Source organism: Nocardia sp. bgisy134, assembly GCF_965341865.1.
In the GTDB taxonomy this organism is placed as follows: Bacteria; Actinomycetota; Actinomycetes; order Mycobacteriales; family Mycobacteriaceae; genus Nocardia.
Window position 1 is genome coordinate 201,615 of the sequence record NZ_CBDQZP010000005.1, and the last position, 13,191, is coordinate 214,805.

A 13,191-nucleotide genomic window follows, 5' to 3' on the forward strand; every position below is an offset into this window, starting at 1 on the left:
CTCAGCGCCACGCGGGAAGGTCGGGCAACGGACCGGACAGATCTCGGCCGGGGGAGCGGCCGATGAGCCAGGCGAGGAGAGAGGGAGCCGGGCCGAGGACGGTGTGCGCCGGGTCGCCGGGGGCGAGCGAGGCGGCGAAGTCGAGGTCGGCGGCTCGGACGTCGAAGGGCGGGGTGTCGGGGTCGAGAACTTTGGCGAGGTCGGCGGTGACGCGGGGGAGCGCGCGGGCGACGAAGGAGGCAGGCCAGTCGGCGGGGGTGTAGGAGGCGGCGAGGTCGACGTGGTGGATTTCGACTTCGAGCAGGCGCATCCAGGCGATCTCGGCCGCGGGGATGGCGCGGCCCGCGCGGGTGCGGACCGTAGCGCTCCAGTTCTCCCGCGACGCGGTGCTCGCGAGCGCGGACCAGCGGTTGGCGGCGGCCTCGATGTCGCGGAGTTGTTCGGCGACCGGTCGCGGCGAGCCCGCGTCGATGTCGAATTCGCGCACGAAGGAGCTGGCGTACTGCGGGGTCTCGATGCCGGTCCGCGCCCAGATCAGCAGGTTGACCAGGCTGTCGGCGTTGCGGGCGAGGTGGGCGAGCACGTGCCCGCGGGTCCAGCCTGGCAGCAGCGAGGGTTCGATGACGTCACCGTCGCGCAGACCGCTCACGGTCTCGAGCAACCGGGCGGTCGCGTCGGCGACCTGGTCGAGCAGATCGTGCGGTGTGGGATCCTGCGCGTCGCTGGTCACGGTGTCGACCCTAATGGGCGCAGCCGGACGCAGCCGTCGAAAACGCGCGCGCGCGGCCGGCGTGGACGCCTACCCAGCGACGAGCTGATCCAAGCGCTCATCGGCGACGACCGCGTCGGCCTCGATCTCCACCAGCAATGCGGGCGTGATGAGCGCTTTCACCTCGTACATCGACGCGGCGGGCCGGATCGACCCGAACACCTCGGCGTGCGCGGCGGCGACCTCGGGCCACCGGCCGATGTCGGTGACGAAGATCCGGGTGCGGACGACGTCGGCCATGCGCGCACCGGCTTCGTCGAGCGCGGCCGCGATGCGGCGCAGGGCTTCCCTGGTCTGCTCGCTGATGTCGTCCCCGCCGACGGCGGTACCGCCCGGCGCCGCGGCCGTGGTCCCGCTGACCGCGACGAAGTCGCCGACGCGCACGGCTCGCGAGTAGCCGACGACGTCTTCGAACTCGGATTCGGAGGAGATGTTCACACGCTTGGTCATGGCGACAGCATGGCCGCCGGTGTCCGCCGTGACCAACAATTGACCCCGGCGTCGACTCCGCGATGGGTCGGCGCGATAGGCATGCCGGGTGATTGCCAGACCCGGTCTCCTGCTCACCTGCTCCGCGATCGTCTGCGTGGCCACCACGGCCGCGGGGTGCGCCGCCGAGGGCGACGGCGCCGATTTCGGTACCGCACAAGACCGTTCGGTGGTGATCACGCTCGACCAGTTGCAGGCCGCGACCGGCGGACGCACCCCGATCGCGGTGACGGCGGAGCCGGAGCACGGCACGGTCGTCCGCCGCGCCGACGGCGCGTTCGAATACACCCCGGCCGCCGGGTACCGCGGAACGGACGGTTTCACCGTCACCACGAGCGACGCGGTCCGCCTGTACGCCACCGACATTCCGCCGCTCGGCGAGTTCGGCGGAATCACCGTGCAGGGCAGCGGTTTCGGTTCCGCGTGGACCCCGGTGCCCGGGCGCGCCGACGAGTTCTACGGCCTCACCGACCGCGGCCCGAACGTGGACGGTCCCGGCAAGAACGAAAAGCTGGCGCCGACACCCCGATTCGTTCCCAAGATCGGCCGGTTCGAGCTGGACGGCGCCCGCGCGGTGCTCCAGTCCACCATCGAGCTGCGCCGCGCCGACGGCACCCCGTTCAACGGCCAGGTCGACGTGGCCGCGAACACCGGCGAGACCATCAAGGACCTCGACGGCGCGGTGCTGCCCGCCACCGATCACGGCCTCGACCCGGAGGGCTTGGTCGCACTGCCCGACGGAACCTTCTGGGTCTCCGACGAATACGGCCCGTTCCTGGTGCACTTCGATGCCACCGGCAAGGAGATCGAGCGCCTCGCCCCCGGCGCGGGTCTGCCGAAGGAACTCGCGCTGCGCACCCCGAACCAGGGCATGGAGGGACTGACCGTCACTCCGGACGGCAACACCCTGGTCGGCGTCGTCCAAAGCGGTTTGAAGACACCCGCTCTGGACGGGTCGGCCAAGGACGTGCCGATGACCCGCATCGTCACCGTCGACCTGAAGACCAAGGCGCAGCGCGAATTCGTCTACCCGCTGGCGAATCCGAAGCAGACCAAGGTCGCGGTCTCCGAGATCACCGCGCTGAGCGCCACCACCTTCCTGGTGGACGAGCGCGACGGCAACCTGGCCCCGAAGTCGGACAAGAAGATCTGGACCATCGACACCTCCGGCGCGACCGACGTCGGCCCCGAGTCGAAGGTGCCCGGCGCGCAGTACGACCCGGAGCGCGGCGGCCTGCTCGTGGACGGCAAACCGCTGGAGACGCTGGTCGGCCCGGTCTCGACCGACGACGCGGTGGTGGCGCTTGGCAAGGCGGGCATCACGCCGGTCGCCAAGCAGCGCAACCTGGATCTGACCGCACTGGTGGCGGGTCTCGACGCGCAGGGCCGTTTCTTCGGCCACGACAAGGTCGAGGGCATCGCGAGCACCGACGGCGGCAAGACGATCTACATCGCCAACGACAGCGACTTCGGCCTGGCGGCGAGCGAGGGCGAGCAGCCGCCGTTCCGGCTGAAGCCCAAGACGCTGCCCGACGGGCGCCAGGACACCGGCGAGATCCTCGTCGTCGACACCGCGAAGCTGCCCGCCGCCACCGAAACCCACCGGGTGCACGTCAAGGTCGGCTGATCGGTTCGGTCCATTCCCTGCCCTCGACGACCACCGCCACGGCCAGCGTCAGCAGCCACAGCGACATGGACCCGACCTGGATGCGCTGGGCGATGCCGAGCGCGTACTCGCCGGGCAGGTTGTCGGCCACCAGCAGCCACACCGTCGCCGCCGACCCGAGCACCAGCACGACAACCCCGAACTCGCGCAGAATCCGCCAGCGGTGGTAGCGGAACGCCGCGAGGCTGAACGCGAAGACCGCGATCGCGATCGAGGTGACCGCGAGCGTGCTCGTCAGCGCGTGCGGCTGGTGCAGCTGCGGAAACAGCTCGCTCGGCCCGCCGCAGCCCGGCTCGCCCGGGGTGCAGTCGCGCAGCGGGAGTAGCGCGTCGGCGATGGTCGACGCGCCGAAGCAGGCCAGCGCCACCCAGCCGACGGTCGTGAGCCTGCGCCGGGGGAAGATCAGCAGCCCGCCGAGCGCGGCCGGGACGAGCAGCGCCCCGACGATCTTGTCGCCCGTCCCGAATACCTCGCGGTACGGCTTGCCTTCCGCGTCGAGCTCGCTGAGGAACTCGTTCACGGGATTGGAGTCGATGGGCAGCACGAACTCCAGCACCCAGGACGAATAGCAGAGCGCGGCGACCGCGATCGCCGCGGCGATCAACCAGGACGCGATCGGTGCGCGTCGTTCGGCGATCTTGTTCCCGTCGTCGGTCACTCTGCCCATTGTCCCGAACCGCTGGGTGTGGAGTCCGAGGAAGAACAAGCGTGTTGCCAGCGGTTCGTACGGCATTACCACCTGGTGCACAGGCTACTGTCAGCTTGTCCGGCAAGTCTGGAGTGGAAGCGAGTGAGGAGGTTTCCATGATCGGATATGCGACAGCCGTCGCCGGTTTGGCGATGATGGCCACCATGGTGGTGTCGGGTTATCTCGCCGCGCACGCACCGCGCACCCTGGTCCGGAGGCGCAACCGCTAGCGGCGCGCCCGAGTCAGCCGGGGTCCCGGCCCAGCGCTGCCTGCACCCGATCGGCCGCGGCGGCCGGGTCCTCGTGTTCCCAGATCCGCACCACCTGCCAGCCCGCGTCGTGCAGCGTCGCGTCGGTGGCGCGGTCGCGCGCCACATTGCCCGCGAGCTTGGCGGCCCACCATTCGGCGTTGTTCTTCGGCGAGGTGGCGTGCTCGGGGCAGCTGTGCCAGAAGCACCCGTCGACGTACACCGCGACCTTGCGCCGCGGAAAGATCACGTCGGCGCGGCGGCGCTGACCCCGCAGTGGCGCGCGGTCCACGAAATAGCGCAGGCCGCGCCGGTGTAGTTCGCGGCGCAGTGCCAATTCCGGCGCGGTTCCGCTGCGCCGCTGCTTGGCCAGCCTGGCACTGGTCGCGGCGTCGGTGCGTGGGCGCTCGATCATCGGCTCAGGCCGCCCAGCCGCCCATGCGGTCCAGGTGGTTCTCCATGTCGGTGAGGAACCCGTCGGGGAAGCGCAGCGTGCCCATCCCGGCCCGGCGCAGGAATCCGGCGGTGGCCCGCGCGGAGAGCAATCGCGAGTCGATGAGGAAGTCCTTCAGGTCCTCGTAGGGTTCGTGCACCGGCCAGCTGGACACCGGCACCCGATAGGCGGTCCCGGCGCGGCCCCACGCCGCCATCGGCCACGGCTGACCGGGCAGCAGGACCTGATCGTGCGGTATCGGATCCAGCGGCGCGGCCAGCCTGCCGCCTACCCAGGCCGCCATCCGCACGCTCACCGCGTTGCCGATCAGCTTCCAGCGGTGTCCCTGCCGGATGCCGCGCACCGTGGTGGCAGGCGCGGTCCAGTCGGGGGCGAAGCCTTGCAGCCGTTCTCCGTCGACCAAGCCCGGCGTCACGATCTCGCCGGACGGCAGCCGCACGGCGGGCGGGCTCGCGATGCCCAGCGCCGACCCGCCTTTCAGGGTCGGTACCGCGTTCACCGCCCACCCGAGCCCGCGCACGCCCTCGGTCCAGTAGAACCCGCAGGGGTCGCTGTCGGCGTCGCCGAGCTCGAGCGGGCCCGCGTCCTCGCCGAAGAGCACGCGGCGCGGGTCCTCGGTGCGCGAGGCCAGCATGAGCACGCGCTGGCGGCGCTGCGGCAGGCCGAACGCCCGCGCGTCGACGACGCGGTATGCCCAGGTGTAGCCGAGCTCGTCCAACGCCTCGGTGATGTGCCGCATGGCCGCGCCGCGGCCCAGTTGCAGCATGAAAGGGACGTTCTCGATCAGCAGCCAGCGCGGACCGCGCTTGCGGCGCACCAGACGGAACACCTCGTCGACGAGTCCCGAGCGCTGGCCGGTGATGCCCGCGGTGCGCCCCGCCTGCGAGAGGTCCTGGCAGGGGAATCCGGCCGCGACGAGTTCGGTGCCCGCCGGGATGCCGCGCAGTCTGGTGATGTCGGAATGCAGCGGAACGTCGGTGAAGTGGGCCGCGAGCACCGCCTGCGCCCCTACGTCGATCTCGCAGAGCAGCTCGGAATGCCAGCCGTGCTCGGCGAGGCCGAGCTCGAGTCCGCCGATCCCGGCGAACAGCCCGACCATCCGCCCGCCCGTCACAGTCATCCCTTCTCGTGATTCCACGACGGGCGCGAACACGTCCGCGCTCCGTGCCCCGCACAGCACGTTACTCGAGCCCTCAGGAGCGGACCACCGGGAGGACCACCGGCGACGTATCGGGCTCCCCCGGCGCACCGGCGCGGGCGCGGTACGGATTCGCGTGTCTTGCTGCGGATTAGCTCGGGCTCCTCGATAATGCGAATCGGCCGGATCACGACCACGGTTGCTTCTCCCGCTTGGCCTTTCGACGCCGCGGCGTCGACGCGCAGTTCCCGGAACACTCATGCGATCGCCAGGAAAGTGAGTCCTGATGCAGCTCCCGTCCACCAAGCGTGGCAACTTCCCCGATGTCGTGGTGACCAGCCTCGCGGCGACCACGTCGATCGCGGGGGATGTCGACTCCACCTGGAAGGGCCTACTGAACGGCGAGAGTGGCATCGGTGTGCTCGACGATCCGTTCATCGACCAGTTCGAGCTGCCGGTGCGCATCGGCGGGCACCTGAAGGTCACCCCTGATTCCTGCCTCAGCGCCGAAGAGGTCCGCAGGCTGGCCTACGTCGAGCAGATGGCCACCGTGCTCGGCCGGGAGGTCTGGCGCAATGCGGGCAGCCCCTCGGTCGACCAGGACCGGCTGGCCGTTTCCATCGGCACCGGCCTCGGCGGCGCGGAAGCCGTGATCGATCAGCGCGACAAGCTGCAGAACGGTGGCTACCGCAAGGTTTCCCCGCTGGCGGTGCAGTGGATCATGCCGAACGGTCCGGCCGCGTGCGTCGGCATGGAAGTCGGTGCGCGCGCGGGCGTCTGTACCCCGGTCTCGGCGTGTTCGTCCGGCTCGGAGGCGATCGCCAACGCCTGGAAGATGATCGTGATGGGCGACGCCGACATGGTCGTGACCGGCGGTGTCGAGGGTTCCATCCAGGCGGTGCCGATCGCCGCGTTCACGATGATGCGCGCGATGAGCACCCGCAACGGCGATCCGAAGGGCGCTTCGCGGCCGTTCGACGTGGACCGTGACGGATTCGTCTTCGGTGAGGCGGGCGCGATGATGGTGATCGAGACCGAGGAGCACGCCAAGGCCCGCGGCGCGACCATCCACGCCAGGGTGCTCGGCGCAGGCATCACCTCCGACGGATTCCACCTGGTCGCCCCCGATCCGGAGGGCACCGGCGCCGCGCGGGCGATCACGAGGGCCATCGAGACCGCCGGGCTGGCGAAAAGCGATGTCACGCACATCAATGCGCATGCCACCGCGACTCCGATCGGCGACACCGCCGAGGCGCGGGCGATCGGCAAGGCGGTGGGCTCGCACGCGTCGGTCTACGCCCCGAAATCGGCGCTCGGCCATTCGATCGGCGCCGTCGGCGCGCTGGAGTCGGTGCTCACCGTGCTGAGCGTGCGCGACGGCATCGTGCCGCCGACGCTGAACCTGGAGAACCAGGACCCCGACGTCGACCTCGACATCGTCAAGGGCGGGGCGCGGCAGGGCCGCATCGAGTACGCGGTCAACAACTCCTTCGGTTTCGGCGGGCACAACGTATCGATCGCCTTCGGGAGGTACTGAGCCATGATCCGCGAGACCGTGGACGACTATCTGGACGAACAGGGCAACATCACGATCCCGGGTGACAAGACACTGATCGACTTCGTCGACCAGCACACCACGGCGAGTCCGGACGGTCTCGCGTACCGCTACATCGACTATTCGCGCGAACACGAGGGCGAGTACCGAGACCTGACCTGGAGCCAGTTCAGCGTGCGGCTGCGTGCGGTGGCGGCCCGGTTGCAGCAGGTCGCGCAGCCGCGCGACCGAGTCGCGATCCTCGCCCCGCAGGGCCTGGACTACGTGATCTCGATCTTCGCCGCCGTCTACGCGGGCACCATCGCGGTGCCGCTGTTCGATCCCGGCGAGCAGGGGCACACCGACCGGCTGCACGCGGTGCTCGCCGACTGCGCTCCCGCGGTGATCCTCACGGTCTCGACCGCGGCATCGGGCGTGCGGAACCTCTTCCGTCATCTGCCCGCGACGCAGCGCCCGCGCATCGTCGCCGTGGACGCGATCCCGGACGGGGTCGGCGCGAGCTGGGTGCGCCCGGACATCGACATCGACAGCATCGCCTACCTGCAATACACCTCGGGCTCCACCAGGATTCCCGCGGGCGTGGAGATCACCCACCGCGCCGTCGGCACCAATCTGTTGCAGATGATCGACGCCATCGGCGTCACCGAGAATTCGCGCGGCGTCACCTGGCTGCCGCTGTTCCACGACATGGGCCTGCTGTGCGTGATCCTGCCGACCATCGGCGGCGGATTCATCACGATCATGTCGCCGAGCGCGTTCGTGCGCAGGCCCTACCGCTGGATCAAGGAGCTGGCCGCGGTCTCCGACGGAGCCGGAACCTTCGCCGCCGCACCGAATTTCGCCTTCGAGCACGCCGCGGAGCGCGGGCTGCCGAAGGCGGGCGAGAAATTGGACCTGTCGAACGTCATCGGGTTGATCAACGGCAGCGAGCCGGTCTCGGTGGCTTCGATGAAGAAGTTCAACGACGCGTTCACCCCCTACGGTCTGCCCACGACCGCGATCAAGCCCTGCTACGGCATGGCCGAGGCGACCCTGTTCGTCTCGGCGACCAAGGCCGAGGACGAGGCCAAGGTGGTCTACGTGGACAGGGGCGAGCTCAACGCGGGCCGGATGGTTCAGGTCGAGCCAGGCACCGACAACGCCATCGCGCAGGTGTCGTGCGGTTATGTGGCGCTGTCGCAGTGGGCCGCGATCGTCGATCCCGAGACCAGCGTGGAGCGGCAGGACGGCGAGGTCGGCGAGATCTGGCTGCACGGCGACAACATGGGCATCGGCTACTGGGGTCAGCCGGAGGAATCCGTGGCGACCTTCCACAACCGGTTGCGCAGGCTGCCGGAAGGCAGTCGCGCGGAAGGCGCCGCCGAGGACGCGAAATGGATGCGCACCGGCGATTTCGGCGCGTATTTCGAGGGCGAGCTGTACATCACCGGCCGGGTGAAGGACTTGGTGATCGTGGACGGGCGCAACCACTATCCACAGGATCTGGAGTTCTCGGCGCAGGAAGCCAGCACGGCGCTGCGCCCCGGCTTCGTCGCGGCGTTCTCGGTGCCCGCCAATCAGTTGCCCGCGGAGGCACTCGAACAGGGCGGCGCGGCAACGCGATTCGACGCCGAGGACACCTCCGAACAGTTGGTCGTCGTGGCCGAGCGCGGTACCGGCGCGGCCAAGGCGGATCCGGGCCCGATCGCCGAGGCGGTGCGCGCCGCCATCGCGCGCCGCCACGGCGTGACGGTTCGTGATCTGCTGCTGGTGCCCGCGGGCTCGATCCCGCGCACCTCCAGCGGCAAGATTGCCCGACGGGCCTGCCGCACCGCGTATCTGGAGGGCACGCTGCGCGGCGGGTGCCGGCAGCAGTCCTTCCCGGACGGGCTGGAGTGCGAACCGGAAGGCGCGGGCATGCACTGAGTAGTTCGACGGCGGGCGCTCGTTCTCGAACGGGCGCCCGCCGATGCTTTTTACAGGGGGGTTTCGACGGTGTAGTCGAACTCGCGCACGTCCGCGCCCACGATCCGGGTCTCCAATCCGCCCGAGGGGCCTTCCCCACGGAAGCGTTCCGCGTCGGCGCGGGACGACCACCGCTCGTACACATTGACGCGATCGGGTTCGAGCAGATCCGCGCCGAGACAGAAATCGAGGCAGCCCTCGGCCACTCGCGCCTGTTCGACGACCTCCCGGCACCGCGCCAGGTAGTCGTCCCGGTCGATGACCCGTAGGTATCCGGCGACGATCAGCATTACCGCAGCTTAGACCGGCTACCCGCTCGTGGTGTGGCGAAAAATCGGTTGGCCGGAACGCGACGTGGTGCGACCCTGGGATGTCGGACCCCGCTGCGAACATCGCCGGGCGCCGGATCACTCGACACCGCGATCCACACACCACGAGGGGGAGCATTGTCAGTCACGCTCGAGTTGCCGTCGGCCGAATCGGACGCGGACAGACCCGAGCGGCCCGCCGGCACGCCGCCGGGCCGCCTGCATTCCCTGCGGCGCTTCGGGCCGTACCTGCGCCCGCACCGGGCCGCCCTGCTCGGGGCGACCACCTTGGCGGTGCTGGCGACGCTGACCGCCGTCGTCATACCACTGCTGATCGCGCGCATCATCGACGGACCCATCGCGCACCGCGACTACGGGGGGATGGTGGTGCCCGTCCTGCTGGTACTGCTGCTGGGCCTGCTGGAGGCGTTCGGCATCTGGGGCAGGCGCTGGCTGGTCTCCAAACCGGCCACGTCGTTCGAGATCACGTTGCGCGCCAAGATCTTCCGCAAGTTGCAGACGCTGGCGATCGGGCGCCACGACGCCTGGGAGTCGGGCCAGCTGCTCTCGCGCGCCGTCGACGATCTGGCCGTCCTGCGGCGATTCGTCGCGTTCGCCGGACCGTTCCTGGTGATCCACATCGTGGTGATCCCGATCGGCCTGCTCGTGCTGTGCCTGCTGAACTGGCGGGTCGGCCTGATCTTCGGCCTGATCTCGATTCCGCTGGTGTTCATCGCGACCAGGTTCGAGCGGCGCTACGCGGTGGCTTCGCGGCGCTCGCAGGATCAGTCCGGCGACCTGGCCACCACCGCGGAGGAATCCGTGCAGGGCGTGCGCGTCCTGAAGGCGTTCGGCCGCGGTCTGTTCTTCGGTTCGCGATTCACCGCCCAGTCGCGCGAGTTGCAGCAGACCGAACTGCTCAAGGTGCGACTCGACGCCAGGCTCTGGTCGGCCATGATGGGCCTTCCGCAGCTGGCCATCGCTTTCGCGCTCGGCTACGGCGGGTACGCGGTGGCGCACGGCACGATGACGCTCGGCACCCTGGTCGCGTCCATCACGCTGGCGACCTTCCTCCAGTGGCCGATCATCTGGACCGGCTTCCTGCTCGCCGAGCTGAACGACGCGCGCACCGCCGCCGATCGCTACTGGGAGATCATCGACACCCCGGTCGACATCACCGACCCCGCCGATCCGGTGCGGCTGCCGGAGCGTATCGCGGGCGAATTGACCTTGGACGGTGTGCGTTTCGCGTTCCCGCGCGGCGAGGACGAAGGCAAGGACCCGATGCCGGACACGGAACGCGAAGTGTTGCGCGACGTCTCGCTGAAGGTGCGGCCAGGCGAGACGGTGGCGCTGGTCGGCGCGACGGGCAGCGGAAAGACCGCACTGCTCAACCTGATTCCGCGGCTCTACGACGTGACCGGCGGCGTGATCACCATCGACGGCATCGACATCGCCTCGATGCGGGTGTCGGACCTACGTTCGGTGGTGGCGGTCGCGTTCGAGGACCCGGTGTTGTTCTCGGCCAGCGTGCGCGAGAACGTCGCGCTCGGCGACCCGGAGGCCACCGACGAGGACGTGCGCCGCGCGCTGGACATCGCCCAGGCCACGGATTTCGTGGACAAGCTGCCGTGGGGCCTCGACACCAGGATCGGCGAGCAGGGCCTGAGCCTGTCCGGCGGCCAGCGGCAACGGCTGGCCCTGGCCCGCGCGGTGCTCGGCCGCGCGAGCGCCGGTGACCGCCCCCGGATCATGGTGCTCGACGATCCGCTGTCGGCGCTGGACGTGGAGACCGAGGAGCGGGTGCAGGAACGGCTGCGCACCGTGCTGGCCGGCGCGACCACGCTGCTCGTCGCGCACCGGCCGTCCACCGCGGCGCTGGCCGATCGGGTGGCGTTGCTGGCCGAGGGCTGCATCGTCGCCGAGGGCAGCCACGACCAACTGCTGCGCAGCAGTGCCCGCTACCGCGAATTGATGGGAGGCGAAGCGTGACCGAGACCGTGTCGAAAGACGCGGTGAGCGAGCCGGATTCGGTCGACGAGGTCGCCGACTGGCGTGGCATCGCCAGCGAGGACAAAGAGGTCACCGAGACCGGAAACCTGGTGCTGGCCGGGCGATCCCGGCGGCTGCTGCTCGACCTGGTTCGCCCGTACCGCAGGCTCGCGGTGCTGGCGCTGGTGCTGATCGTGGTCGACAACGCGGCCACCGTCTCGGCGCCGCTGTTCGTCGCCTACGGGCTCGATACCGGCATTTCCGAAGGCGCCAAGGGCAATTGGACGCCGCTGACGCTGACCGTCGCAGGCTACCTCGCCGTGGTCGGCATCAGCGTGTGCACCACCTTCAGCTTCCTGCGGGTCTCGGGCAGGCTCAGCCAGAGCGTGCTGTTCGACCTGCGCGTGCGGCTGTTCGGGCACATGCAGCGGCTGAGCGTGAGCTTCCACGAGAAGTACACCTCGGGCAAGGCGGTCGCCCGGCTCACCGGCGATATCGAAACGCTCCAGGAACTGCTGGAGAGCGCGCTGAACCAGGCGCTGAGCGCGATCCTCTCGGTGGTCACCATCGCGGTGCTGCTGGTCTACCTGGACCAGACCCTCGCGGCCATCGTGCTCGTCGGTTTCGTGCCGCTGGCGCTGGTGACCAGGTGGGCGCAGCGCAGGCAGCGGGCGGGCTACCGGCGCACCCGCGGCGCCATCGCCAAGGTCGTCGTGCAGTTCGTCGAGTCCATGGGCGGCATGCGCGCGGTGCAGGCGTTCCGCCGCGAGCAGCGCAACGAGGCCGTGCTCGCCGTCGAGGACGCCGAGTACCGGACCGCGACCACCGCCGCCATGCGCGGCATGGGCGATTACGCCGGACTCACCCGGCTGCTCGGCAACCTCACCACGGTGATCGTCATCGTGGTCGGCGCGTGGCAGGTGATCGAGGGCAACCTCGCCGTCGGCGTGCTGGCCGCGTACCTGCTGTACCTCAACGAGTTCTACGGCCCGCTCGACGAGCTCGCCCAGGTGTTCAACTCCTACCAGTCCGCCGCCGCGGCGCTGGAGAAGATCTCCGGCGTGCTGGAGGAGGAGCCCTCGGTGCCGGAACCGAAGGATCCGGTGCCGCTGGGCAAGGCCGCGGGCGCGGTGCGGATGGACGAGGTGTGGTTCGGTTACGACGCCGAGCCCGGACCGGAGGCGACCGACGCGGCGGGGCGCGGGCCGGTGCTGCCCGAGTTCTCGCTGGAGATCCCGGCCGGGCAGGTCATCGCCCTCGTCGGTGCGACCGGTGCGGGCAAGTCGACCCTGGCCAAGCTGCTGACCAGGTTCTACGACCCGTCCGGCGGCACGGTCACGCTGGACGGGATCGATCTGCGCCGGATCTCCGATGCCGACCTGCGGCGCACTGTCGTCATGGTGACCCAGGAGTCCTACCTGTTCTCCGGGTCGGTCGCCGACAACATCCGCCTCGGCAGGCCGGACGCCACCGATGCCGAGGTGCACGCGGCCGCCCGCGCGGTCGGGCTGCACGACTTCGTCGTGAAGCTGCCGGAGGGTTTCGACACCGACGTGCGCAAGCGCGGTGGCAGGCTCTCGGCGGGGCAGCGGCAGCTGGTCGCGTTCGCCAGGGTCTTCCTCGCCGATCCGGCGGTCATCGTGCTCGACGAGGCCACCTCGAGCCTGGACATCCCTGGTGAACGGTTGGTTCAGCGGGCGCTGGAGACAGTGTTACGGGACCGCACCGCCGTGATCATCGCGCACCGGCTGTCCACCGTGGCGATCGCCGACCGCGTGCTGGTGCTCGAACACGGCCGGATCGTCGAGGACGGCGCCCCCGCCGAGCTGATCGAGGGCACCGGCCGCTTCGCCGGACTGCACGCCGCGTGGCGCGAGTCACTGGTGTGATGCCCGCGGCGTTCGCGACGGGCCAGGAGGAGGTAGCGCAGCGTGACCACA

General features: G+C 69.9%; 11 protein-coding genes. 5 read left to right on the forward strand and 6 right to left on the reverse strand.

Annotated elements, in window-relative coordinates; all coding sequences use genetic code 11:
* Window position 1 precedes the first annotated feature (1 nt).
* On the reverse strand, window positions 2-730 hold the full coding sequence (locus ACRWNM_RS11750; RefSeq protein ID WP_431966504.1) for a maleylpyruvate isomerase family mycothiol-dependent enzyme: 729 nt from the start codon (window positions 728-730) through the stop codon (window positions 2-4).
* 69 nt (window positions 731-799) lie between these two features.
* The gene (locus tag ACRWNM_RS11755; protein WP_431966506.1) at window positions 800-1,219 is read right to left on the reverse strand and encodes a RidA family protein; all 420 of its coding nucleotides are present in this window, start codon (window positions 1,217-1,219) and stop codon (window positions 800-802) included.
* 88 nt (window positions 1,220-1,307) lie between these two features.
* Here ACRWNM_RS11755 and ACRWNM_RS11760 point away from each other — a divergent pair, with 88 nt between their 5' ends.
* The gene (locus tag ACRWNM_RS11760) at window positions 1,308-2,885 is read left to right on the forward strand and encodes an esterase-like activity of phytase family protein (RefSeq protein WP_431966508.1); all 1,578 of its coding nucleotides are present in this window, start codon (window positions 1,308-1,310) and stop codon (window positions 2,883-2,885) included.
* Here the strand turns inward: ACRWNM_RS11760 and ACRWNM_RS11765 are convergent.
* The 3 genes from ACRWNM_RS11765 to ACRWNM_RS11775 all read right to left on the reverse strand — a co-directional run bounded on the left by ACRWNM_RS11765 (window position 2,872) and on the right by ACRWNM_RS11775 (window position 5,434).
* Window positions 2,872-3,582 carry a DUF998 domain-containing protein gene (locus tag ACRWNM_RS11765; protein WP_431966510.1) on the reverse strand — a complete coding sequence of 237 codons (711 nt, stop codon included), beginning with the start codon at window positions 3,580-3,582 and terminating at the stop codon, window positions 2,872-2,874. The genes ACRWNM_RS11760 and ACRWNM_RS11765 overlap by 14 nt on opposite strands.
* Before the next feature lie 273 nt (window positions 3,583-3,855).
* Window positions 3,856-4,275, reverse strand: coding sequence for a very short patch repair endonuclease (locus tag ACRWNM_RS11770; RefSeq protein ID WP_431966512.1), 420 nt, complete (start codon window positions 4,273-4,275; stop codon window positions 3,856-3,858).
* A 4-nt stretch (window positions 4,276-4,279) separates the two neighbouring features.
* Complete coding sequence (locus ACRWNM_RS11775) at window positions 4,280-5,434, reverse strand: DNA cytosine methyltransferase (protein ID WP_431966514.1); 1,155 nt, start codon at window positions 5,432-5,434, stop codon at window positions 4,280-4,282.
* A gap of 304 nt (window positions 5,435-5,738) precedes the next feature.
* Here ACRWNM_RS11775 and ACRWNM_RS11780 point away from each other — a divergent pair, with 304 nt between their 5' ends.
* Together ACRWNM_RS11780 and fadD32 are read left to right on the forward strand one after the other, a co-directional pair.
* Entirely contained in the window at window positions 5,739-6,989 is a 1,251-nt protein-coding gene (locus tag ACRWNM_RS11780) for a KasA/KasB family beta-ketoacyl-ACP synthase (protein ID WP_431966516.1), read from the forward strand.
* 3 nt (window positions 6,990-6,992) lie between these two features.
* Window positions 6,993-8,912 (forward strand): long-chain-fatty-acid--AMP ligase FadD32, encoded by a 1,920-nt coding sequence (gene fadD32, locus ACRWNM_RS11785; protein WP_431966518.1) that lies wholly within the window; start codon window positions 6,993-6,995, stop codon window positions 8,910-8,912.
* Between the two features lie 50 nt (window positions 8,913-8,962).
* Here the strand turns inward: fadD32 and ACRWNM_RS11790 are convergent, their stop codons facing one another.
* Entirely contained in the window at window positions 8,963-9,241 is a 279-nt protein-coding gene (locus ACRWNM_RS11790; RefSeq protein WP_431966520.1) for a putative quinol monooxygenase, read from the reverse strand.
* Between the two features lie 156 nt (window positions 9,242-9,397).
* Here ACRWNM_RS11790 and ACRWNM_RS11795 point away from each other — a divergent pair, with 156 nt between their 5' ends.
* Entirely contained in the window at window positions 9,398-11,251 is a 1,854-nt protein-coding gene (locus ACRWNM_RS11795) for an ABC transporter ATP-binding protein (RefSeq protein ID WP_431966522.1), read from the forward strand.
* Window positions 11,248-13,140, forward strand: coding sequence for an ABC transporter ATP-binding protein (locus tag ACRWNM_RS11800; RefSeq protein ID WP_431966524.1), 1,893 nt, complete (start codon window positions 11,248-11,250; stop codon window positions 13,138-13,140). The genes ACRWNM_RS11795 and ACRWNM_RS11800 overlap by 4 nt, the downstream gene beginning before the upstream one ends.
* Window positions 13,141-13,191 lie beyond the last annotated feature (51 nt).

Coding starts and splice junctions, on each gene's coding strand:
- ACRWNM_RS11755 (WP_431966506.1), bottom strand. CDS start 1,219: ATGACCAAGCGTGTGAACATCTCCTCCGAATCCGAGTTCGAAGACGTC.
- ACRWNM_RS11770 (WP_431966512.1), bottom strand. CDS start 4,275: ATGATCGAGCGCCCACGCACCGACGCCGCGACCAGTGCCAGGCTGGCC.
- ACRWNM_RS11775 (WP_431966514.1), bottom strand. CDS start 5,434: ATGACTGTGACGGGCGGGCGGATGGTCGGGCTGTTCGCCGGGATCGGC.
- ACRWNM_RS11780 (WP_431966516.1), top strand. CDS start 5,739: ATGCAGCTCCCGTCCACCAAGCGTGGCAACTTCCCCGATGTCGTGGTG.
- fadD32 (WP_431966518.1), top strand. CDS start 6,993: ATGATCCGCGAGACCGTGGACGACTATCTGGACGAACAGGGCAACATC.
- ACRWNM_RS11790 (WP_431966520.1), bottom strand. CDS start 9,241: ATGCTGATCGTCGCCGGATACCTACGGGTCATCGACCGGGACGACTAC.